General features: G+C 54.8%; 17 protein-coding genes. 12 read left to right on the forward strand and 5 right to left on the reverse strand.

Annotation, left to right across the window (positions count from 1 at the left end; genetic code table 11):
• Window positions 1-123: 123 nt before the first annotated feature.
• A complete protein-coding gene (locus tag AC1XYH_RS07170; RefSeq protein ID WP_483325942.1) occupies window positions 124-2,250 on the forward strand; it encodes a TonB-dependent receptor family protein in 2,127 nt (708 codons plus the stop codon).
• A gap of 354 nt (window positions 2,251-2,604) precedes the next feature.
• Here the strand turns inward: AC1XYH_RS07170 and AC1XYH_RS07175 are convergent, their stop codons facing one another.
• Complete coding sequence (locus AC1XYH_RS07175; protein ID WP_483325943.1) at window positions 2,605-4,269, reverse strand: electron transfer flavoprotein-ubiquinone oxidoreductase; 1,665 nt, start codon at window positions 4,267-4,269, stop codon at window positions 2,605-2,607.
• Between the two features lie 292 nt (window positions 4,270-4,561).
• Between AC1XYH_RS07175 and AC1XYH_RS07180 the strand changes: the two genes are divergently transcribed.
• Both AC1XYH_RS07180 and AC1XYH_RS07185 read left to right on the forward strand, forming a co-directional pair.
• Window positions 4,562-5,311, forward strand: a complete 750-nt coding sequence (locus tag AC1XYH_RS07180) for an electron transfer flavoprotein subunit beta/FixA family protein (RefSeq protein WP_483325944.1) — start codon at window positions 4,562-4,564, stop codon at window positions 5,309-5,311.
• 1 nt (window position 5,312) lies between these two features.
• Window positions 5,313-6,242, forward strand: a complete 930-nt coding sequence (locus AC1XYH_RS07185) for an electron transfer flavoprotein subunit alpha/FixB family protein (RefSeq protein ID WP_483324157.1) — start codon at window positions 5,313-5,315, stop codon at window positions 6,240-6,242.
• A gap of 74 nt (window positions 6,243-6,316) precedes the next feature.
• On the opposite strand, the gene AC1XYH_RS07190 is transcribed toward AC1XYH_RS07185, so the two are convergent.
• Both AC1XYH_RS07190 and AC1XYH_RS07195 read right to left on the reverse strand, forming a co-directional pair.
• Window positions 6,317-7,066 (reverse strand): UDP-2,3-diacylglucosamine diphosphatase, encoded by a 750-nt coding sequence (locus AC1XYH_RS07190; protein WP_483325945.1) that lies wholly within the window; start codon window positions 7,064-7,066, stop codon window positions 6,317-6,319.
• 14 nt (window positions 7,067-7,080) lie between these two features.
• Window positions 7,081-7,575: a peptidylprolyl isomerase gene (locus AC1XYH_RS07195; protein WP_483325946.1), complete on the reverse strand. Its 495-nt coding sequence runs from the start codon at window positions 7,573-7,575 to the stop codon at window positions 7,081-7,083.
• Window positions 7,576-7,738: 163 nt separating this feature from the next.
• Between AC1XYH_RS07195 and AC1XYH_RS07200 the strand changes: the two genes are divergently transcribed.
• From AC1XYH_RS07200 to AC1XYH_RS07210, 3 genes are read left to right on the forward strand one after another with little or no spacing between them, the layout of a single operon-like run.
• Window positions 7,739-9,406 carry a glutamine--tRNA ligase/YqeY domain fusion protein gene (locus AC1XYH_RS07200; protein ID WP_483325947.1) on the forward strand — a complete coding sequence of 556 codons (1,668 nt, stop codon included), beginning with the start codon at window positions 7,739-7,741 and terminating at the stop codon, window positions 9,404-9,406.
• Window positions 9,406-10,791, forward strand: a complete 1,386-nt coding sequence (gene cysS, locus AC1XYH_RS07205; protein ID WP_483325948.1) for a cysteine--tRNA ligase — start codon at window positions 9,406-9,408, stop codon at window positions 10,789-10,791. The genes AC1XYH_RS07200 and cysS overlap by 1 nt, the downstream gene beginning before the upstream one ends.
• 14 nt (window positions 10,792-10,805) lie before the next feature.
• Window positions 10,806-11,579 carry an SDR family NAD(P)-dependent oxidoreductase gene (locus AC1XYH_RS07210; protein ID WP_483325949.1) on the forward strand — a complete coding sequence of 258 codons (774 nt, stop codon included), beginning with the start codon at window positions 10,806-10,808 and terminating at the stop codon, window positions 11,577-11,579.
• A gap of 65 nt (window positions 11,580-11,644) precedes the next feature.
• Here AC1XYH_RS07210 and AC1XYH_RS07215 read toward each other — a convergent pair whose 3' ends face one another.
• Window positions 11,645-13,057, reverse strand: coding sequence for an alanine/glycine:cation symporter family protein (locus AC1XYH_RS07215; RefSeq protein WP_483325950.1), 1,413 nt, complete (start codon window positions 13,055-13,057; stop codon window positions 11,645-11,647).
• A gap of 188 nt (window positions 13,058-13,245) precedes the next feature.
• Between AC1XYH_RS07215 and AC1XYH_RS07220 the strand changes: the two genes are divergently transcribed.
• From AC1XYH_RS07220 to AC1XYH_RS07235, 4 genes are all read left to right on the forward strand, one after another.
• Complete coding sequence (locus AC1XYH_RS07220; protein ID WP_483325951.1) at window positions 13,246-14,085, forward strand: metal-dependent hydrolase; 840 nt, start codon at window positions 13,246-13,248, stop codon at window positions 14,083-14,085.
• A gap of 76 nt (window positions 14,086-14,161) precedes the next feature.
• Complete coding sequence (locus AC1XYH_RS07225) at window positions 14,162-15,295, forward strand: NAD(P) transhydrogenase subunit alpha (protein WP_483325952.1); 1,134 nt, start codon at window positions 14,162-14,164, stop codon at window positions 15,293-15,295.
• Complete coding sequence (locus tag AC1XYH_RS07230) at window positions 15,295-15,621, forward strand: NAD(P) transhydrogenase subunit alpha part 2 (RefSeq protein ID WP_483325953.1); 327 nt, start codon at window positions 15,295-15,297, stop codon at window positions 15,619-15,621. The genes AC1XYH_RS07225 and AC1XYH_RS07230 overlap by 1 nt, the downstream gene beginning before the upstream one ends.
• Window positions 15,622-15,624: 3 nt before the next feature.
• Window positions 15,625-17,052 carry an NAD(P)(+) transhydrogenase (Re/Si-specific) subunit beta gene (locus tag AC1XYH_RS07235; protein WP_483325954.1) on the forward strand — a complete coding sequence of 476 codons (1,428 nt, stop codon included), beginning with the start codon at window positions 15,625-15,627 and terminating at the stop codon, window positions 17,050-17,052.
• Between the two features lie 82 nt (window positions 17,053-17,134).
• Here the strand turns inward: AC1XYH_RS07235 and AC1XYH_RS07240 are convergent, their stop codons facing one another.
• The gene (locus AC1XYH_RS07240; RefSeq protein WP_483325955.1) at window positions 17,135-18,571 is read right to left on the reverse strand and encodes an aldehyde dehydrogenase family protein; all 1,437 of its coding nucleotides are present in this window, start codon (window positions 18,569-18,571) and stop codon (window positions 17,135-17,137) included.
• A 229-nt stretch (window positions 18,572-18,800) separates the two neighbouring features.
• On the opposite strand from AC1XYH_RS07240, the gene AC1XYH_RS07245 reads away from it, so the two are divergent.
• Both AC1XYH_RS07245 and sufB read left to right on the forward strand, forming a co-directional pair.
• A complete protein-coding gene (locus tag AC1XYH_RS07245; RefSeq protein ID WP_483325956.1) occupies window positions 18,801-19,283 on the forward strand; it encodes a Fe-S cluster assembly transcription factor in 483 nt (160 codons plus the stop codon).
• Window positions 19,284-19,389: 106 nt separating this feature from the next.
• The gene (gene sufB / locus AC1XYH_RS07250) at window positions 19,390-20,826 is read left to right on the forward strand and encodes a Fe-S cluster assembly protein SufB (protein WP_483325957.1); all 1,437 of its coding nucleotides are present in this window, start codon (window positions 19,390-19,392) and stop codon (window positions 20,824-20,826) included.
• The last annotated feature ends 4 nt before the right edge of the window (window positions 20,827-20,830 follow it).

Here is a 20,830-nt window from a genome sequence, read left to right on the forward strand (position 1 = left end):
CGTTGAACAGACTGCGAGATCACGCGCTGGTTGTCGGTTCCGGTTAAACCCGTAAAATGCGCCGATTCTACATAGCCGCAGGCCACGGTCTACGTTGTGTTTATCCGATGCTGGAGTTGCTGCATGTCCAATCTGTTAACCCCTCCGATCCATCTGGCGCCGCTGTATCTGTCGTGTCTGCTGGCCTCACCTGCATTGGCGCAGGAGCAGGACGTGGCACAGCTCGATGCCATTACCATTTCCGGTAAGGCACTGGATGAGGTGGCGCTGGCGCGTGAGCTGTTGGATAAGGTGCCGGGTGGCACCAATGTGGTCGACATGCAGCGGGTAGAGCAGGGCCGTGTTGCCGGTGTGGCCGATGTGCTGGCCTACCAGCCGGGCGTGTATGCTCAATCACCGGGCAACGAAGGGGTGAAGATCAGCATCCGGGGCTCGGGCATCAACCGTGGCCCCGGCGCGCATGCCTCGGGCAATCACATCATGCTCGACGGTCTGCCGCTGACCGGCTCTGGGGGCACCCCCTATGAGCTGCTGGAGCCGTTGTGGCTGAATCGCGCCGAGGTGCTGCGCGGCGCCAACGGTTTTGACCGGGGCGCACTAGCATTGGGTGGCGCCGTGGATTACATCACTCGCAGTGGTTTTGATGCGCCGCGTCTGCAGCTGCGTATGGAGGCGGGCAGCGACGGCTACCTAAAGCGCCACATCGCCTCAGGCCAGGTGGTTGGCAACCTGGATTACTACGTCGGCCTAACCGACCTGCACTACGACGGGCAGCAGGATCAGGCTGCCGGCAGTGGCAAGGGGGTGGTGGCCAACTTCGGCCTGCAGCTGAGTCCCGATCTAGAAACCCGTTTCTTCCTGCGATACCGCGAGACCGAGCACCAGTCGCCGGGGCGTCTGACCCAGAGCCAAATCGACGATGACCCGACTCAGGCCAGCGCCGCCAACATCGCCCGGGACGCTAAGCGTGAGCAGCCCGGCAGCACCTGGCTTGCGAACAAGACCACACTGCGACTGGACGACGTGAGCACGCTGGAGATGGGCCTGGTTTATCACCACTATCCGATGGATCTGATGGAGAGTCCGTATCGCATCCGGGTTGATTACAGTGATGTCAGTGCAACACTGAACTACAAGCGTGAGCACGAGCTGTTTGGGCTGAGCGCCAATACCACGGTCGGTTGGCGGACCACGACTAACTTGCCCAGCAGCAAGGCCAAGGAAACTGCTTATCAGCCGTTTACTGCCGACGGCACGCCGTATCCGGCGGGTACTCTGATGCGCAAATATATCCATCAGGGCTCGGACAACGTGCTGCATGTCAGCAACGATCTGGAGCTGGCGCCCAAGCTATGGTTAACCAGTGGGCTCGCGTTGATTTATACAGAACGTGAGGTTGAGGTAACTTGGCCTGACGACAATGAAAAGCTGAACGAAGGCACCTGGGATTACGCGCCGCGTTTGGGCCTGCGGTATAAACTGGATTCCGGTGCCGAGGTCTACGGTAACCTGTCCCGTTCGGTTGAACCGCCGCACCCGTGGTCGATGATCTGGGGTTCGCCGACCCGCTTCCCGGTCAGTAATCAGCCCTGGAGTAATCGCCAAAGCACACCGGTAAGTCTGGATGATCAGACCGCGACGACCTTTGAAATTGGCGCCCGCGGTGACTCGCTGATCGGTCTGTGGGATATGGCGTACTACTACGCGCAGGTGAAGCATGAGCTGCTGAGCATCGAGATTGAGCCGAATATTTTTGCCGAGTCGAACGCCAGCCCGACTGTGCATCAGGGGCTTGAGGTTGGGCTGGTTAGTAAGCTCTGGCAGGGTGACGAGCTGGGCGCGCTGGCGCTGCGTCAGGCCTATACCTTCAGCGATTTCCATTACCGCGATGACGACACCTTTGGCGACAACCGCCTGCCTGGCCTGCCGCAACACTACTATCAGGGTGAGCTGCGCTATCAGCACCCGGCGGGTGTTTATGTTGGCCTGAACGCACAGTATGTTTCCGAGGTGCCGGTGGATTACGCCAACTCACGGCACGCTGATGCCTACCGCACCTTTGGCGCCACCCTGGGTTACGATTCGCCCAAGCGCGACTGGCAAACATGGCTTGAGCTGCGCAATCTGACGGATGAGCGCTACGCTGCGACGGTCACGCCAGGTTATAACGATAACGGTGTTGAGGCAGCGCGCCTTACCCCCGGCGAAGGTTTTGGAGTCTACACTGGGTTCTCCTGGAGTTGGCTCTAAGGGCAGGGCGGGGGCGGAGTCCCCGCTCATCCTGGCAACCGGAACATGGAGCGGGCTCTGCGTGGCTGAAAGCTGAGTCAGTAGTACTTCAATTCATTGCAAATAACCCGCCGCAAATGCATCTGCTCTATATGGCCTGGATGCATACTCACTCGTAAGGCCGCTCGTGAATGAGACGAGTACGACTGACAGCTTTGTAGCTTGGCTTTCTCGACTGATATTATCGATGGAGTGGTCGTTCTTGTTTCTGTCCTTCCGGGCTTCGCTTTGGAGACAATAAAAAACCCGGCACAGAGGCCGGGTTTTTTATTGTCGCTTACAGCTCGCAACTTGCCGCTGTAACGCATAGGCGCGTTACATGTTCGGGTAGTTCGGGCCGCCAGTACCTTCAGGAGCCACCCAGTTGATGTTCTGGGATGGGTCCTTGATGTCACAGGTTTTACAATGCACGCAGTTCTGAGCATTGATCTGGAAGCGCTTGTCACCATTGTCTTCGGTAACAATCTCATAAACGCCGGCCGGGCAGTAACGCTGCGCTGGCTCATCGTACAGTGGCAGGTTCTTCTCCAGCGGAATGCTTGGATCTTTCAGCGTGAGGTGAACTGGCTGGTCTTCTTCATGGTTGGTGTTGGAGATGAACACCGAAGACAACTTGTCGAAGCTGATCACGCCATCCGGCTTGGGATAAGCGATCTTCGCGACGTCAGCAGCTTTTTTCATGCAAGCATAATCGGGTTTGGTATCGTGCAGCGTGAATGGAATTTTGCCGCCGAACCAGTTCTGATCGATGTAATTGAACGCGCCGCCCATCAACGGGCCAAACTTGTGCAGAGCTGGGCCGAAGTTGCGTGAAGCAAACAACTCATCGTGCAACCAGCTGGCTTTGAAGCCGTCAACGTAACCGGTGAGCTCATCGCCGCCTTCACGGCCCGCTTTCAGCGCTTCAACTACCGCATCAGCTGCCAGCATGCCGGATTTCATCGCAGTATGGCTGCCTTTGATTTTGGCAAAGTTCAAGGTGCCCAAATCACAACCAATGAGCGCGCCGCCTGGGAAAACCATCTTCGGCAGTGAGTTCAGGCCGCCTTTACAGATGGCGCGTGCGCCGTAGGAAACGCGCTTGCCGCCTTCCAGGTATTGCTTGATAACGGGGTGATGCTTGTAGCGCTGGAACTCATCGAACGGCGATAGGTGCGGGTTGGAGTAGGACAGATCGATGATCAGACCCACAACAATCTGGTTGTTCTCGATGTGATACAGGAAGGAACCGCCGGTGTTCTCGGTGCCGATAATATCCAGCGGCCAGCCAGCAGTGTGTACTACCAGGCCCTGCTCGTGTTTGGCGGGGTCGATGTCCCAAATTTCTTTGATGCCGATACCGTAATGCTGAGCATCAGCTTCGGAATCCAGGTTGTAGCGCTTGATCAGCTGCTTGCCGATATGACCACGGCAGCCTTCAGCGAACAGTGTGTATTTGGCGCGCAGCTCCATACCAGGAGTATAGAAGCCTTCTTTTGGGTTGCCTTCGCGATCAACGCCCAAGTCACCGGTCAGAATGCCGCGTACTACACCGTTCTCATCGATCAGCGCTTCCTGAGCGGCGAAGCCCGGATACACCTCAACCTCAAGTGCTTCAGCTTGTTCAGCCAACCAGCGGCACAGGTTGCCGAGGGAGATAATGTAGTTACCTTCGTTGTGCATAGTCTTGGGCACGAACAGGTCAGGTATCTTGCTACCTTTCTCAGCGCTGGTGAGCATATAGATGTCATCACGCGTGACCGGTGTGTTCAATGGTGCGCCAAGCTCTTTCCAGTCGGGGAACAGCTCATCCAGGGCGCGAGTCTCAAACACGGCGCCGGAGAGGATGTGGGCGCCGACTTCGGAACCTTTTTCTACAACGCAGACGCTGACTTCCTGGCCGGATTCAGCTGCCTGCTTTTTGATTCGACATGCAGCTGCCAGGCCGGAAGGGCCAGCACCTACGATGACAACGTCAAACTCCATGAATTCGCGTTCCACTATGTATCTCCTACTTTTAGGCCGGTCACAAGTATCGATTTTTCGTATGATCTTCCATGATCGATTAGCCGTGAAGTATAACAGCCAGTTGTTTCGGCTCCAATGCAAAGATGGCGACTTGTCTCGCCTTTACGCCTATGGTCGGGTTGCGAGTATTGACCGCCTGTGAGCTGGCCGTCATGATAAAGGGCTTTTGAATGACGGGCTCGCTCCAGTCTGAACGTGAATAAAATCTTCTTTCTGGTCATTTTTTAACGAGTTTTGTTTTGGTCCATCCAAAAATGAGGCAATCATGAAAGTACTTGTAGCGGTTAAGCGAGTCGTTGATTACAACGTCAAGGTTCGCGTCAAAGCGGATAACTCCGGCGTCGATCTCGCCAACGTCAAAATGTCGATGAACCCCTTCTGCGAAATCGCAATAGAAGAGGCCGTTCGCCTGAAAGAAAAAGGCGTCGCGACTGAAATTATCGCCGTCACCGTCGGCCCGACTGCTGCTCAAGAGCAGCTGCGTACCGCACTGGCACTGGGCGCTGATCGCGCTGTGCTGGTCGAGACTACTGACGAACTGAGCTCGCTGGCCATCGCCAAGCTGCTGAAAGGCGTTGTCGATAAAGAACAGCCTCAGCTGGTCATTCTTGGCAAGCAGGCAATCGATTCCGACAACAACCAGACTGGCCAGATGCTGGCTGCGCTGAGCGGTTACGCCCAGGGCACTTTCGCTTCTGAAGTGAATGTTGACGGCGACAGCGTCAAGGTCACCCGTGAAATCGACGGCGGCCTGCAGACCGTTGCGTTGAAGCTGCCGGCCATTGTGACCACTGACCTGCGCTTGAACGAGCCACGCTACGCGTCGCTGCCGAACATCATGAAGGCCAAGAAGAAGCCGATGGAAACCCTCAAGCCGGAAGACCTGGGCGTTAGCACCAGTTCAACTGTGACCACCGTGAAGGTTGAAGCTCCGGCTGCTCGCAGCGCCGGCATCAAAGTTAAGAGCGTCGACGAACTGGTCGATAAACTCAAGAACGAAGCCAAGGTGATCTGAAATGACGATTCTTGTTATTGCTGAACACAACAACGCCGAGCTGAACGCAGCTACTTTGAACACCCTGGCGGCTGCCACGGCCATCGGTGGTGATATCGACGTACTGGTTGCTGGCGAAGGTTGCTCCGCTGTTGCCGACGCTGCTGCCAAAGCGGCTGGTGTAAGCAAAGTACTGCTGGCTGACAACGCTGCCTATGCGCACCAGTTGCCAGAAAACATTGCGCTGCTGGTTGCCGAACTGGGCAAGGGTTATAGCCATATTCTGGCTTGCGCCAGCACCAACGGTAAAAACTACCTGCCGCGCGTTGCTGCGTTGCTGGATGTTGACCAGATCTCCGAGATCATCGCGGTTGAAAGTGCTGACACCTTCAAGCGTCCGATCTATGCCGGTAACGCCATTGCTACCGTGCAGTCCTCTGCTGCCATCAAAGTCCTGACCGTGCGTTCCACGGGTTTTGACCCTGTTGCAGCCGAAGGCGGTAGCGCCAGCGTAGAAGCGGTTGCTTCTGTGCAGGATGCGGGTGTTTCCAGCTTTGTGGGTGAAGAGCTGGCCAAGTCTGACCGTCCTGAACTGGCCGGTGCCAAGATCGTCGTTTCCGGCGGTCGTGGTATGCAGAATGGCGACAACTTTGAGATGCTCTACAAAGTGGCCGATAAGCTGGGCGCTGCTGTGGGTGCATCACGCGCCGCGGTTGACGCAGGCTTTGTACCGAACGACATGCAGGTGGGTCAAACCGGTAAGATCGTTGCACCGCAGCTGTACATCGCGGTCGGCATCTCCGGCGCCATCCAGCACTTGGCCGGTATGAAAGACTCCAAGGTGATCGTTGCGATCAACAAGGACGAAGAAGCACCCATCTTCCAGGTGGCTGATTACGGTCTGGTTGCAGATCTGTTTGAAGCGGTACCTGAGTTGGAAGCCAAGCTGTAATAGGCTGCTTTGTGCTACAAAAAACCCGGCCTCGTGCCGGGTTTTTTGCTTTTGTGCTTATTTTAACGTGGTGCTTATAGCGTGCCGCTGGAGTCTGTCGTGTTTAGCGCGAATGACTCTAAGTGATAGCCTTCGTCATCCACCAACAAATACCAGCCAGCCTGATCCCAATCGCCCAGCACGATACGCTGCGAAGGTTCGCCGTCGATAACCAATTCGTGGCGGGCAGGGCGGTGGGTGTGGCCATGGATTAGGGTGCGAACACCTTCATTACGCATTACTTGGGCAACTTCGCCCAGATTTACGTCGGTGATGTCCGCGGCCTTTAAGCGGGTTCTGCTCTGGCTTTCATCGCGCAGTTTACGGCCGATCTTCTGTCGAGTACGCAACGGAAGATTACGTAAGGTGAAGCGGCTTAGCGGGTTGCGTAGCCACTTGCGCATGCGCATGTAGTCGAGGTCATCGGTACACAGGCTATCGCCATGCATCAACAAAACGGGTTCGCCATTTAGATCAACGATGCTGGGATCGCGTAGCAGCGTACATTTTGCCTGGCGACAAAAGGCTCGGCCGAGCAAAAAGTCGCGATTGCCGTGCATGACGTACACACGAACGCCTTGATCGCTCAGGGCGGCCAAGGCGTCGGTCACCTGTCGACCCAATTCATCTATCGCGTCATCGCCAAGCCATACCTCGAAAAAATCACCGAGAATGTAGAGCTCGTCGACACCACGCGCTTGATCACGCAGGCATTGCAAAAACGCCCGGGTAATATCCGGGCGTTTTGCTTCGAGATGCAGATCAGAAATAAATAGATAGCGCATCTACTTAAACTAGCTCAGTCGACCAGCTCAGCGCGCTCGATCATGACGTCATCTGCAGGGACATCCTGGTGGCCACCGCGTGACGTGGTTTTAACTGCCTTGATCTTCTCGACCACGTCCATGCCATCGGTGACCTTGGCAAATACGGCGTAACCCCAGCCTTGGGCTGTTTTTCCGCTGTGATTGAGGAAGTCGTTGTCAGACACGTTGATGAAGAACTGAGCACTGGCGGAATGTGGATCAGAGGTGCGAGCCATAGCGACAGTTCCAACGGCGTTGCTGACACCATTATCGGCTTCGTTCTTAACGGGCGCGCGGGTGTCTTTCTGCGTCATGCCGGGTTCAAAACCGCCGCCCTGGACCATGAAGTTGCTGATGACGCGATGAAAGATGGTGCCGTCATAGTGGCCATCTTTAACGTACTGCTTGAAGTTTTCGACTGTCGCGGGGGCTTTGTCGGCGAACAGTTCAAGGGTGATAACGCCGTAGTTTGTGTGCAGCTTGACCATGGGGCAGTCCTCGGGCAGAAAATCTCGTGGGTATAGTCGCGCTGAGTGCGTTGTCGCATTCAGGCGCTTGACAGTTTCGGGTATGATACGGGTTTTGGCCAATTCGGCCTAGCCAAAATCCGTGATGCCTCAGGCTTCACCCGTAGCGAGTTTTGCTGACCTTATGAACAAACCCGAAGCCACGCCGCCCAGTCATTTTTTGCGTCAGATCGTCCAGTCGGATCTAAATGACGGCAAGCACAGCAGCATAGTTACCCGTTTTCCTCCTGAGCCCAACGGCTATCTGCACATTGGTCATGCAAAGTCGATTTGCTTGAACTTTGGTCTGGCCCGCGAGTTTGGCGGCGATTGCCATTTGCGTTTTGACGATACCAATCCCGCCAAAGAAGAGCAGGAGTACATCGATGCGATCAAGCAAGATGTTGAATGGCTTGGCTTTGAATGGGCCGGTAAAGTGCGCTTCGCCTCTGACTATTTCGATCAGCTGCATGCTTGGGCGATTGAGCTAATCAAGTCTGGCAAAGCTTATGTTTGCGAATTGTCGCCTGAGCAGGCGCGTGAGTATCGCGGTTCTCTGACCGAGGCTGGCAAGAACAGCCCTTTCCGCGATCGCAGTGTGGACGATAACCTCGATCAGTTTGCTCGCATGACAGCGGGTGAGTTCACCGACGGCGTCAAAGTGCTGCGTGCGAAGATCGACATGGCCGCGCCTAATATGAATCTACGCGATCCCATTTTGTATCGTATTCGTCATGCGCATCACCATCAGACCGGTGACAAATGGTGCGTTTATCCGAGCTACGACTTTACCCATGGTCAGTCTGATGCAATCGAGGGCGTGACTCACTCCATTTGCACGCTGGAGTTTGAGGATCACCGTCCGCTGTATGAGTGGTGTTTAAATAACTTGCCTGTGCCAGCCACTCCGCGCCAGTACGAGTTTGCTCGTTTGAACCTGAATTACACGGTAACCAGCAAGCGCAAGCTCAAGCAGTTGGTTGAAGAAAAGCACGTGGATGGTTGGGATGATCCGCGCATGTCGACCATCAGTGCGTTCCGTCGTCGTGGTTACACTCCTGCTTCTATACGCGAGTTTTGCGAGCGTATCGGCGTGACTCGCTCGGACGGTGTGGTTGATATGGGTGTGCTCGAGTTCTGCATCCGTGATGATCTGGATGCCAGTGCGCCGCGTGCGATGTGCGTACTCAAGCCTCTGAAGGTGACTATTACCAACTACCCGGAAGGTAACACCGAGCTGCTGAGTCTGCCGCGCCACCCGAAACACGATATTGGCGTGCGCGAATTGCCTTTCGAACGTGAGATTTATATCGATCAGGACGATTACATGGTTGAGCCGCCAAAGGGCTACAAGCGCCTGGTTCCGGGTGGCGAAGTGCGTCTGCGCGGCAGCTATGTGATTCGTGCCGATGAAGCGATAACTGATGCCGACGGCAACATCGTCGAACTGCTGTGTTCTTACGATCCCGAAACCTTGGGCAAGAATCCTGAAGGCCGCAAGGTTAAGGGCGTCGTGCATTGGGTGCCAGCGAGTACCAGCATCGAATGTGAAGTGCGACTGTACGATCGTCTATTCAAGACGGCCAATCCGGATAAAGGCGAGGAGGGCGCGGGCTTTCTGGAAAACATTAACCCCGAGTCCCTAGTTGTTCTTAAAGGGTGCCGTGCTGAGCCATCGCTGGCTTCAGCCAGCGTGGACGAGCGTTTCCAGTTCGAACGCGAGGGCTATTTTTGCCTGGATTCTAAAGACGCTACCGCTGATAAATTGGTGTTCAACCGCACCGTCACCTTGCGCGACTCTTGGGGTAACTGATGGCGCTGACGATTTACAACACGCTGAGCAAAACCAAAGAAACCTTTAAGCCATTGGTTGGTAATCAGGTGCGCATGTACGTGTGTGGCATGACGGTGTATGACTTCTGTCACATCGGTCACGCGCGGGTCATGGTGGCTTTCGATGTGGTTTCGCGCTGGTTTCGGCATAGCGGTTACGAGCTGAATTACATCCGCAATATCACCGATATCGACGACAAGATTATTCGCCGGGCAAATGAGAACGGCGAAACCTTCCAGCAGCTGACCGGCCGCATGATCGACGCCATGCACGAAGACGAAACCCGTTTGAGCGTATTGCGTCCGGATCAAGAGCCCAAGGCCAGCGAGCATATTCCGGGCATGCACAGCATGATCCAAACGCTGATCGATAAGGGCTTTGCCTACGCGCCGGGTAATGGCGACGTGTATTACCGGGTCAGTCGTTTTGCCGAATACGGCAAACTGTCACGCAAGAAGACTGAAGATCTGCGCAGTGGTGCGCGGGTTGATGTTGATGAGGCCAAAGAAGATCCACTGGATTTCGTGCTCTGGAAAGCAGTAAAGCCTGGCGAGCCTAGCTGGGCTTCACCTTGGGGCGAAGGACGGCCAGGCTGGCACATTGAGTGCTCGGTGATGTCGACTTGCTGCTTGGGTAATACCTTCGATATTCATGGTGGTGGTCCGGATCTAGTTTTTCCTCACCATGAAAATGAGATTGCTCAGAGCGAAGCAGCAACCGGCGAGCAATATGCTGCATCCTGGATGCACGCCGGTGCCGTGCGCGTAGATGGCGAGAAAATGTCCAAATCATTGGGCAACTTTTTCACCATTCGCGAGGTGCTGGAAAAGTACCACCCCGAGGTGGTGCGTTATCTGCTGGTATCGAGCCATTACCGCAGCGCAATTAACTATTCCGAAGACAACCTAAAGGAAGCCAAGGGCGCGTTGGAGCGGTTTTACCACGCCCTCAAAGGCTTGCCACAGGCTAAAGCTTTCGGCGGTGATGAGTATGCAGTGCGCTTTGCGGCGGCGATGGACGATGACTTCAACACGCCCGAGGCGTGCGCGGTGCTCTTCGAAATGGTGCGCGAGGTCAATCGCCTCAAAGACACCGATATGCTAGCAGCTGCGGCGCTGGCCGCACGTTTGCAGCAGTTGGCTGAAGTATTGGGCGTACTGCAACTCGAACCTGACGCCTTTCTGCAGGCGGGTGCCGACGGTAAAGTTGACGCAGCTGCCATCGATGCGCTGATTCGAGCACGCCTGCAGGCCCGCGCCGATAAGAACTGGGCTGAGTCTGACCGCATCCGTGACGAACTGACGGCTATGGGTGTTGTGTTGGAAGACGGCAAGGGCGGTACGACCTGGCGGCTGGCTGAATAGTGATGCCACATAGCATGACAGACCTCACTGGGCGCGTGGCACTGGTGACCGGTGCCGGCAGTCCTGACGGTATCGGTTTTGCGACGGCGAAGATGTTTTATGCAGCCGGCGCAAAGGTGGTGCTCACTTCGACCACCAACCGCATCTTTCAACGTCAGAACGAACTTGATCCCGACCGCGAGCGCAGCTTGGCACTGGTCGCAGATTTGACGCACCCGGAGCAGGCAGCTGAGCTGATTGATCAAGTGATGGAGCGTTTTGGACGGGTGGATATTTTGCTCAATAACGCGGGGATGGCGCAGTCGGGCATCGACTCGCCGATTGGAGAGCTATTCCACAAAATGCCTTTCCAGCACTGGCAGCGTGAGTTCGACTTAAATCTCAATACCTGCGTACATATCAGTCAGCTCGTGCTGCAACATATGTTACAGGCTGGGTTTGGCCGGGTGATCAATATTGCTTCTGTTACAGGGCCGTTGGTTACCTTCCCTGGCACCGCCGGCTATAGCGCGGCAAAATCCGCTATGGTGGGTCTGACCCGCTCAATTGCTCATGAAGTGGCGGGGCAAGGGATTACTGTTAACGCGATTGCGCCAGGCTGGATAGAGACCCCCTCAAGTATGCCAGCAGAGCTGGACGCGGGGCGGCGCACACCTATAGGGCGGCCTGGGCGGCCTGAAGAAGTCGCACGCGTTGCGTTATTTCTTGCCAGTGAGGGCTGTAGTTATATGACCGGCCAGATGTTGGTGGTCGATGGCGGGAATTCGCTGCAGGAAATGAAAGGCTGACCAGTGATTAAACATTGGTTAGCAAAGGCCAGTACCCGAATCAGGGGTGCTGGCCTTTTTTCATCTTAGTACCAGATATCTGAGCTGATTTTCTCTTTCAGTTCAGGATAGTCGGCCGCTTTGAAAGTGGGTTCTTCACCGGCTTTGCGCTGTGCCATATAGTCTTTGGTTAGCTTCACCACCGTCCCCGATAGCATCAGAATTGCGATCAGGTTGATCGTCGCCATCAGTCCCATAGACGCATCGGCAGCGTTGAATACAGTGCCGACAGCCTGATATGCGCCCCATACAACCATGCCTAATGCTGCGCAACGTAATGTCAGCATGCCTGCTTTGTTACCTATCCCCAGGAATATCATGGCGTTCTCTGCATAGGAGTAATTGGCGACGATGGAGGTGAAGGCGAAGAATAGAATGGCGACGGCAATGAAATACTTACCGGCAACGCCGATATGGGCTTCCATTGCCAGTTGCGTCAACTGAGTGCCGGTGACGCCGTTACCGGGCTCTAGTACGCCGGAGAGCAAAATCATTATTGCCGTGGCGGTACAGATCACCAGCGTATCAATAAACACGCCCATGGCCTGCACGAAGCCTTGTGACGAAGGGTGATGCGGTGCAGGGGTGGCTGTTGCCGCGACGTTAGGAGCCGAGCCCATGCCGGCTTCGTTGGAAAACAGACCTCGCTTGATGCCGTTGAGCATAGCCGCGGTAACCGAGCCGGCAACACCGCCAGCAGCTTCCTCCAGGCCAAAGGCGCTTTTAAAGATCAATGCGATCACGCCGGGCACTTCGCTGATGTTCATCGCTAACACATACAACGCCATTAATACGTAAGCGGCAGCCATAAAGGGCACGATGATCTCGGCGAAGCGGGCGATGGAACGTAATCCACCGAAAATCACTACACCAGCCAATATCGCAATTACGATACCAACCGCCAGCTTGGAGAAGCCGAAAGCACCTTCCATCGCGTCAGCAATCGAGTTGGCTTGTACCGCGTTGAATACAAGACCGAACGAAATAATTAGGCAGACCGAGAAGATACTGCCGGCCCAGGGTGCCTTGAGCCCCTTGGAGATATAAAACGCTGGCCCGCCGCGGTATTGGCCTTCGCCGTCACGCACCTTATACAGCTGAGCGAGACTGCTCTCAGAGTAGGCTGTCGCCATGCCCACCAACGCCACCATCCACATCCAGAAAATCGCGCCAGCACCGCCAAGATAAAGGGCTACTGCCACCCCAGCGAGGTTTCCGGTCCCTACCCTGGAGGCCAAACTGGTACATAAGGCCTGGAAGGGCGAAATGCCCGCTTTGTCACTTTTTCTTGATCCCAGAATAGAGCGAACCATCTCGCCAAAGTGCAGAAACTGCAGAAAGCCCAATCTAATGGTGAAGAAAATACCGACAGCGAGAAGGCCGTAAATCAGTACGTAGCCCCAGAAAACCGTGTTCAAAAAGCCGATTACTGCATCCATCGCGGACCCCCCAAGTATAAATGGCTACTGCGGAAATGTTTAGTAACAGTAGATGTTCGCAGCGATTGTGCCAGCCGTAAGCGAAATGAAACAGACTTGTGTTTCCGCTGCGCTGAGCAGAGGATAGAAAGTTGATGAATCTCGTTGCTCCCCAACAATAATGAAAGCAGATTAGTACGAGGTGACACATGAATACACAACAGCCGGAAGGCCTGACGATCCAGCCCCGACGTATCGATTTTTCCCTGCCAGATCAATTGCCGCGTCATTGGCACGCCAATGACCCGTTTAAGAGCCATTTTTTTAACTCGATGTCCATTCTGTTTCCGGATGGCGAGCGGTTCTTTATTGATTCGGTACGCCACTATCGACCTGAAATTGACGACCCCGAACAGCTCGCTCTGATTAAAGGGTTTATTGGCCAGGAAGGGCATCATAGTCGCGAGCACATTGAATACAACCAGCGGCTTAGTGATCTTGGCTATGACGTGGAAAAACTCATGCAACCCGTCAAGAAACGGATTCGCTATGTGCAAAAGCATTTCAGCCCGGAGCGGCAGTTAGCTGGCACGGTCGCCATGGAACATTTCACTGCCATTTTGGCTGACTCAATATTGCGCGAACGAAGCTGGTTCGATGGTGCGATTGAGCCGATGCAGCGTATTTGGCGCTGGCATGCACTGGAAGAGACCGAGCATAAAGCAGTCGCTTTCGATGTTTATATGAAGGTCTGTGGTGATCGTAAAATGTTGCGCGCCGCGATGCGGCAATCCACTTTCTTTTTCCTTAAGGATGTGACGCTTGGCATGTGGCACATGCTACGCCGCGACGGGGAGTTGACCAATCTACGCATGTGGCGCCAGGGCCTAGGCTGGTTGTGGGGCAAGGGAGGCTTTTTTTCCAGCCTTTTTGGGGCTTACCGCGATTTTTACCGCGAAGATTTCCATCCATGGCAGCATGATAATCAACAGCTGATGCGCGAGTATCAGAAGGAATTTGCTGTGGCTGAGACGGGAGTGGCTGCCTGAGACACCAGGGTAATTTGTCGCATTATGTGTAAAACCTAGGCTATCATGTGCGCCATTTTGTCGATAAGGAGTCAATATGCCCCTTCCTTTATATGTGCCCAAAGAAACCAAGGAACACGAGAAGCGTGTTGCGCTCGTGCCTTCTGTAGCTGCCAAGCTGCAGAAGCTGGGACTGGAAATTACCATGGAGTCCGGTGCTGGTAAGGCAGCGCGGATCCCCGACAGTGCCTATACCGATGCAGGCGTCAGTCTGGGTTCTGTCGAGGGTGCCAAGTTGATCTTCCGGGTTCAACCGCCTAGCCTCGAAGACATCGCGCAAATGCCGGAAGGTGCTGTGCTGTGCAGCTTTATCTATGCGCAGCGCGAACCTGCGGTAGTTAAGGCTTTGCAGGAACGCAACATTACCTGCTTTGCCATGGAGCTGATTCCGCGCATCACTCGTGCGCAGGCGATGGACGCTCTGTCCTCGCAGGCCGCTCTGGCTGGCTACTATGCTGCGTTGCTAGCAGCAACTCAGCTGAACCGTATTTTGCCAATGATGACGACCGCCGTTGGCTCATTACGCCCCGCGCGTATTCTGGTTATGGGTGCCGGCGTAGCCGGTCTTCAAGCGCTGGCGACTGCCAAACGCCTGGGTGCCATGATTGAAGGTTACGACGTGCGCCCTGAAGTAAAAGAGCAGGTTCAGTCGGTCGGTGGCAAGTTCGTTGATACCGGGGTTAACGCGGTAGGCGAAGGCGGTTATGCCCGTGAGCTGACTGACGAAGAGAAACAGCAGGTTGAAGCTGTACTGACTCGTCATGTTCAACAAGCTGATGCGGTTATCACGACAGCTTCTATTCCCGGTAAGCCCAGCCCCAAGATCCTTACTGAAGCTCAGATTATGGGCATGAAGGACGGCGCGGTCATTATCGATCTGGCAGCCGAAGGCGGCGGTAATACGCCGCTGACCAAGCCAGGCGAAACGATTGAAGTGGGTCCGGTATCGATTATCGCGCCGCTAAATATCACCAGCCATCTGGCTGAACACGCATCTGAACTGTACTCGCGCAACCTGCTTGCCTTGGTCACCTTGATGGTCCAAGACGGCGAGTTGAAGCTGGACTGGGAAGACGAAGTGTTGGCCAAGAGCGTGCTCACCCACGAGGGTGAGATCCGCAATGATGCTGCCCGTGAAGCAGTCGAGAACCAGTCAGAAGGAGCTCTCTAATGGAAATCACTACAACCATTACCGGGTTTGTAGCCCTCTATATTTTTTTGCTGGCGGCCTTCGCTGGTTATGAAATTATCGGCCGAGTGCCAGCCATTCTGCACACGCCGTTGATGTCAGGCTCCAATTTCATCCACGGTATTGTGGTGGTTGGTGCGATGTGGGCGCTGCTTAATGCGGGTTCCACACTGGAACAGGTAATCGGATTTTTTGGGGTACTGCTGGGCGCGGGTAACGCGGCGGGTGGTTACGTGGTCACCGAGCGCATGCTGGAGATGTTCAAGCCCAGCACCAAAGTTGCGCCATCCACGGAAGATAAGGAGTAAGCCATGTTCAGCGCTTTTTTGATTGATGCGGCCTACTTTATCGCTGCTTTTCTGTTTTTGTTTGGTCTCAAGCGGATGGCCAGTCCGGTTACTGCACGCTCCGGTATTGTTATTGCTGGCGGTGGTATGGTCTTGGCTGTTGCCGCGGCTTTCTTGTATGGCTTTGATGTCAGCCCGCGGGCGCAGCCTCATCTGGGCATGAACCTACTGCTCCTGGTAATTGCACTGGGGCTTGGTGTGTCTTGGGCTTGGTACAGCGGTAAGCGCGTTGCGATGACCGATATGCCACAGATGGTTGCCTTGTATAACGGTATGGGTGGCGGTGCTGCTGCTGCGATTGCCGCGACTGAGCTGTTCTCGGGCAACGCACTGGCACACGGGCCGGTAGTGACGCTACTAGCAGTGCTGGGTGGTTTGATTGGTGCAGTTGCACTGTCAGGATCGCTGATTGCCTGGGCCAAACTTGATGGCCGAATGAACAAGACCTGGCGTTTGCCTAATCAGCAATACGTTAACTTGGGGCTGTTCTGTGCTGCGCTCGCAATGGGTGCTGCGCTGGTAGTTATGGGTTTGATGGATGTGGTTCAAGCGCCGGTATTTGTGATTGCGTTGTTCTTCATTGTTGCTCTGGTTCTGGGTGTGATGCTCACTACGCCCATTGGCGGCGCTGATATGCCGGTGGTTATCTCGCTGTACAACGCATTTACAGGCCTTGCTGTAGCCTTTGAAGGTTTTGTGCTGCAGAACCCCGCGATGATTATCGCCGGTACTGTAGTGGGCTCTGCAGGTACGCTGCTGACGCTAATGATGGCCAAAGCGATGAACCGCAATGTCAGCAACATCATCTTCAGTGACTTCGGTGGCGGTGATGATAGCGATGACAGCGAAATCAGCGGCAGCATGAAAGCAGCGGACGCGTCTGACGCGGCCATTGCCATGTATTACGCCAGCAAGGTAATCATCGTGCCGGGTTACGGTCTGGCCGTAGCGCAGGCGCAGCACAAGCTGTACGAGTTTGTGAAGCTGCTGCAGAAGCAGGGCGTCGAGGTGAGTTTTGCGATTCACCCGGTAGCTGGGCGTATGCCTGGTCACATGAACGTACTGCTGGCTGAAGCCGGCGTGCCTTACGACATCATCTATGACCTGGAAGACATCAACGAAGACTTCCCGCAGGCCGATGTTGCCATCGTACTGGGTGCCAACGACGTGGTTAACCCCGCGGCGCGTACCCGTAAGTCTAGCCCTATCTACGGCATGCCGATTCTGAACGTGGATCAGGCGCGTCAGGCCTATGTAGTCAAGCGCGGCCAGGGTAAAGGTTATTCTGGTGTAGAGAATGAGCTGTTCTTCGAAGAAAACACCTCGATGGTGTATGGCGATGCGCAGAAGGTAATGGTGCAGATGATTGAAGCGATCAAGTCGCTGGGTTAAGCCCAGCGGTAAGCTTCAAGCCAAGAAAAACCCCGGCGTATGCCGGGGTTTTTTTATGTCTGGCTTATAGCTACGCTAAAGCTCAGGCCTGCTTCGGGTTGTAGCCGAAGATAGACTTAACTTCGAGAAAGTCCTCAAAGCCGTAATGGCCCCACTCGCGACCGTTGCCAGACTCTTTGTAGCCACCAAAAGGGGCTTTGTTGTCTAGCGCTGCGCCATTGAGGTGAACCATGCCGGTACGGATGCGACGAGCAATTTTACGGGCACGATCCAGATCGCCGGATGACACATAGCCGGATAGACCGAAGTTGGTGTCGTTAGCAATGCGCACCGCATCATCTTCGTTTTCGTAACCAATAATAGACAGCACAGGCCCGAAGATTTCTTCGCGCGCAATGCTCATCTCATTGTTTACGTGGCTGAATACCGTAGGTTTGATGTAATAACCTTTGTCCAAGCCTTCTGGTCGGCCTGGACCGCCAGCAACTACCTTGGCGCCTTCTTCAACACCGGCGCTGATCAGATCCTGAATCTTGTTCCACTGCGCTTTGGAGACGACTGGACCGATGACAGTATCTTCAGCATTCGGATCGCCCGGCTTTACCTTGGCGGCGACGGCTTTGGCGATGGCGGCTACTTCGTCCATACGGCTGTTTGGCACCAGCATACGAGTCGGCGCGTTGCAGGATTGACCGCTGTTGTTCATGCAAGACATGACACCGTGAGCAACCATTTTCTCGAAATTGACATCGTCCAGCAGAATATTGGCCGACTTACCGCCCAACTCCAGCGCGACGCGCTTGATAGTCTGTGCACCGTTTTGCATCACCTGACGACCCGCGCCAGTGGAGCCAGTGAACGACATCATGTCGATATCCGGATGGGCAGACATGGCCGCGCCGACGGTGGGGCCATCGCCGTTAACCAGGTTGAATACGCCAGCAGGAACGCCAGCTTCGTCGAGTATTTCGGCTAGCAGCAAAGCGGACAGCGGAGCGACTTCGGACGGCTTCAGTACCATGGTGCAGCCGGTAGCCAGCGCAGGTGCGATTTTGCACGTCAGCTGGTTGATCGGCCAGTTCCAAGGGGTAATCAGGCCGCATACGCCGATGGGCTCTTTAACGACCAAGGTGTTACCAATCTGCTCTTCGAATTCAAATTCTTTCAGAGCGTCTAGGGCGGCGGCGAAATGGCCAAGTCCAGAAGGTGCTTGAGCAACTTTGGATAATTTGGCCGGCGCGCCCATTTCGATAGAGATAGCTTCTGCAACTTCGCCCATGCGCCGCTGGAAAACGCTCATAACACGCTCGATCAGTGCAATGCGCTCTTCACGGCTAGTACTGGAATAGGACTCAAAAGCGCTTCTGGCGGCAGCGACAGCCAAATCAACGTCTTCTTTGTTGCCCAATGCGATGGTCGCAACGGCTTCTTCGGTGGCGGGGTTGATCACGTCCAGCGTGTTGTCGCCCTTGGGCTCGACCCACTTACCATTGATATAGAACTGCTTGTGATGGCTCATTCTGATGTGGCTCCTTTTTATGGGTGTGCAAAACCTTCAAACCTTAGCACTGTCTCTGTCAATGCTTGAATGGTTTTGTGTTGAATCAATGTAAATGTTACGACGCCATATGGCTTCCGACAGTTCCATCTCCCCTTTATAATGCGCTCGGTAGGGCGGGCCGAATACTTGACTGTTTTGCTTGGATATTGCATAGTTGCACTCAGATTTCAACCGCTTGAGAGCGCTTATGCGACTGACCACCAAGGGTCGTTACGCAGTGACAGCCATGCTGGACTTGGCACTGCACGAAGACCAAGGACCTATTACTTTGGCAGATATATCATTACGCCAAGGTGTTTCCATTTCCTATCTGGAGCAGCTGTTTGCCAAGCTCAGGCGCAGTAAGCTGGTTGAGAGTGTTCGGGGCCCCGGCGGCGGTTATCGATTGTCTGGTGGACCCGCAGCCATCAGCGTAGCGCAGATTGTTGAGGCGGTTAACGACTCAATGGACGCAACGCGCTGTTTGGGCAAAGGCGACTGCCAACATGGCGAAGTTTGCCTTACCCATCATCTGTGGTCGGATCTAAGTGCCCGACTGCATCAGTTTTTGAGTGATATCACGCTGGCGGACCTGGTCTCCCGTGAAGACATTCAGCGTATCAGAACGCGCCAAGACAGTTGCTCCGTTTCTGCACGCCAGACGGTAAACGAACTGGAACGCATTATCTAAAGAGGCCGTAGAGCCTTCCATCGATGCATTACCGGCCAGGTAGTGCAATGCCTGAATATGAAAGTGGCTGCCCGATTAACCGGGGCGGCAGGATTGAGGTGATACCGTGACTGAACAAGTCGAAAGCCTGATCAAGAAGGATTACGCGGCTGGATTCCATTCCGCCATCGAGTCAGAGACGCTGCCACCAGGTCTCGACGAAGATGTGGTCCGCTTTATCTCCGCCAAGAAGGAAGAGCCCGAGTGGTTGCTGGAATGGCGTCTGAAAGCCTTCCGCGCCTGGCAGGAAATGGAAGAACCTACCTGGGCTCATGTGCATTACCCGGAAATCGATTTCCAGGCGGTGTCTTTCTACTCCGCGCCCAAGAGCATGGACAGCAAGCCGCAAAGCCTCGATGAAGTCGACCCCGAGCTGCTCGCTACTTACGCGAAGCTCGGCATCCCTTTGCACGAGCAGGAAATGCTCGCTGGCGTTGCGGTTGATGCCGTCTTCGACTCTGTCTCGGTTGTCACCACCTTCCGCGCGAAGTTGTTTGAGGCAGGCGTCATTTTTTGCCCGATCAGCGAAGCGGTACACAAGTATCCCGAGCTGCTGAAAAAGTACCTCGGTAGTGTGGTGCCGCAGAAAGACAACTACTACGCCGCGCTCAACTCGGCCGTGTTCTCTGATGGTTCCTTTGTCTACATTCCCAAGGGCGTACGTTGCCCAATGGAGCTGTCTACCTATTTCCGCATCAACGAGATGAACACCGGGCAGTTTGAACGCACCTTGATCGTTGCTGATGAAGGCTCTTATGTCAGCTATCTGGAAGGCTGTACCGCGCCCATGCGCGATGAAAACCAGCTGCACGCTGCGGTAGTAGAGTTGGTCGCGCTGGATGATGCCCAGATCAAGTACTCCACGGTACAGAACTGGTATCCAGGTAACGCGGAAGGCAAGGGCGGCATCTACAACTTCGTTACCAAGCGCGGTATTGCGCATACGAATGCCAAAATATCCTGGACGCAAGTCGAAACCGGCTCTGCGGTAACCTGGAAATACCCTAGTTGCATACTGAAAGGCGATAACAGCGTCGGCGAGTTTTATTCGGTCGCGTTAACCAATAACTTTCAGCAGGCTGACACCGGCACCAAGATGATTCATCTGGGTAAAAATACTCGGTCTACCATCATCGCTAAGGGCATTTCCGCTGGCCGCAGTAATAGCTCCTATCGTGGACTGGTGCGTATGAACCCGGGTGCTGAAGGCGCGCGTAACTTTACCCAGTGTGATTCGCTGCTGATCGGTGATCGTTGTGGCGCACACACCTTCCCTTATATCGAAAGCAAGAACCCCAGCGCGGTCATTGAGCACGAAGCCACTACCTCGAAAGTCAGCGATGATCAGTTATTTCTGTGCCAGCAGCGCGGCCTAGATGCTGAAAAAGCAGTGTCGATGATCGTCAACGGGTTCTGCCGAGAAGTGTTCAAGGAATTGCCCATGGAGTTTGCGGTTGAGGCCGGCAAGCTGCTTGAGGTCAGCCTAGAAGGCTCAGTAGGTTAAAGCT

Source organism: Pseudomonas sp. GW-45 (genome assembly GCF_056896675.1).

What these genes read in the sequence shown, in the direction of transcription:
- cysS (WP_483325948.1), top strand. Translation starts at nt 9,406, where the DNA reads ATGGCGCTGACGATTTACAACACGCTGAGCAAAACCAAAGAAACCTTT.
- AC1XYH_RS07185 (WP_483324157.1), top strand. Translation starts at nt 5,313, where the DNA reads ATGACGATTCTTGTTATTGCTGAACACAACAACGCCGAGCTGAACGCA.
- AC1XYH_RS07190 (WP_483325945.1), bottom strand. Translation starts at nt 7,066, where the DNA reads ATGCGCTATCTATTTATTTCTGATCTGCATCTCGAAGCAAAACGCCCG.
- AC1XYH_RS07245 (WP_483325956.1), top strand. Translation starts at nt 18,801, where the DNA reads ATGCGACTGACCACCAAGGGTCGTTACGCAGTGACAGCCATGCTGGAC.
- AC1XYH_RS07180 (WP_483325944.1), top strand. Translation starts at nt 4,562, where the DNA reads ATGAAAGTACTTGTAGCGGTTAAGCGAGTCGTTGATTACAACGTCAAG.
- AC1XYH_RS07240 (WP_483325955.1), bottom strand. Translation starts at nt 18,571, where the DNA reads ATGAGCCATCACAAGCAGTTCTATATCAATGGTAAGTGGGTCGAGCCC.
- AC1XYH_RS07235 (WP_483325954.1), top strand. Translation starts at nt 15,625, where the DNA reads ATGTTCAGCGCTTTTTTGATTGATGCGGCCTACTTTATCGCTGCTTTT.
- AC1XYH_RS07200 (WP_483325947.1), top strand. Translation starts at nt 7,739, where the DNA reads ATGAACAAACCCGAAGCCACGCCGCCCAGTCATTTTTTGCGTCAGATC.
- AC1XYH_RS07230 (WP_483325953.1), top strand. Translation starts at nt 15,295, where the DNA reads ATGGAAATCACTACAACCATTACCGGGTTTGTAGCCCTCTATATTTTT.
- AC1XYH_RS07225 (WP_483325952.1), top strand. Translation starts at nt 14,162, where the DNA reads ATGCCCCTTCCTTTATATGTGCCCAAAGAAACCAAGGAACACGAGAAG.
- AC1XYH_RS07195 (WP_483325946.1), bottom strand. Translation starts at nt 7,575, where the DNA reads ATGGTCAAGCTGCACACAAACTACGGCGTTATCACCCTTGAACTGTTC.
- AC1XYH_RS07170 (WP_483325942.1), top strand. Translation starts at nt 124, where the DNA reads ATGTCCAATCTGTTAACCCCTCCGATCCATCTGGCGCCGCTGTATCTG.
- AC1XYH_RS07210 (WP_483325949.1), top strand. Translation starts at nt 10,806, where the DNA reads ATGACAGACCTCACTGGGCGCGTGGCACTGGTGACCGGTGCCGGCAGT.
- AC1XYH_RS07220 (WP_483325951.1), top strand. Translation starts at nt 13,246, where the DNA reads ATGAATACACAACAGCCGGAAGGCCTGACGATCCAGCCCCGACGTATC.
- AC1XYH_RS07215 (WP_483325950.1), bottom strand. Translation starts at nt 13,057, where the DNA reads ATGGATGCAGTAATCGGCTTTTTGAACACGGTTTTCTGGGGCTACGTA.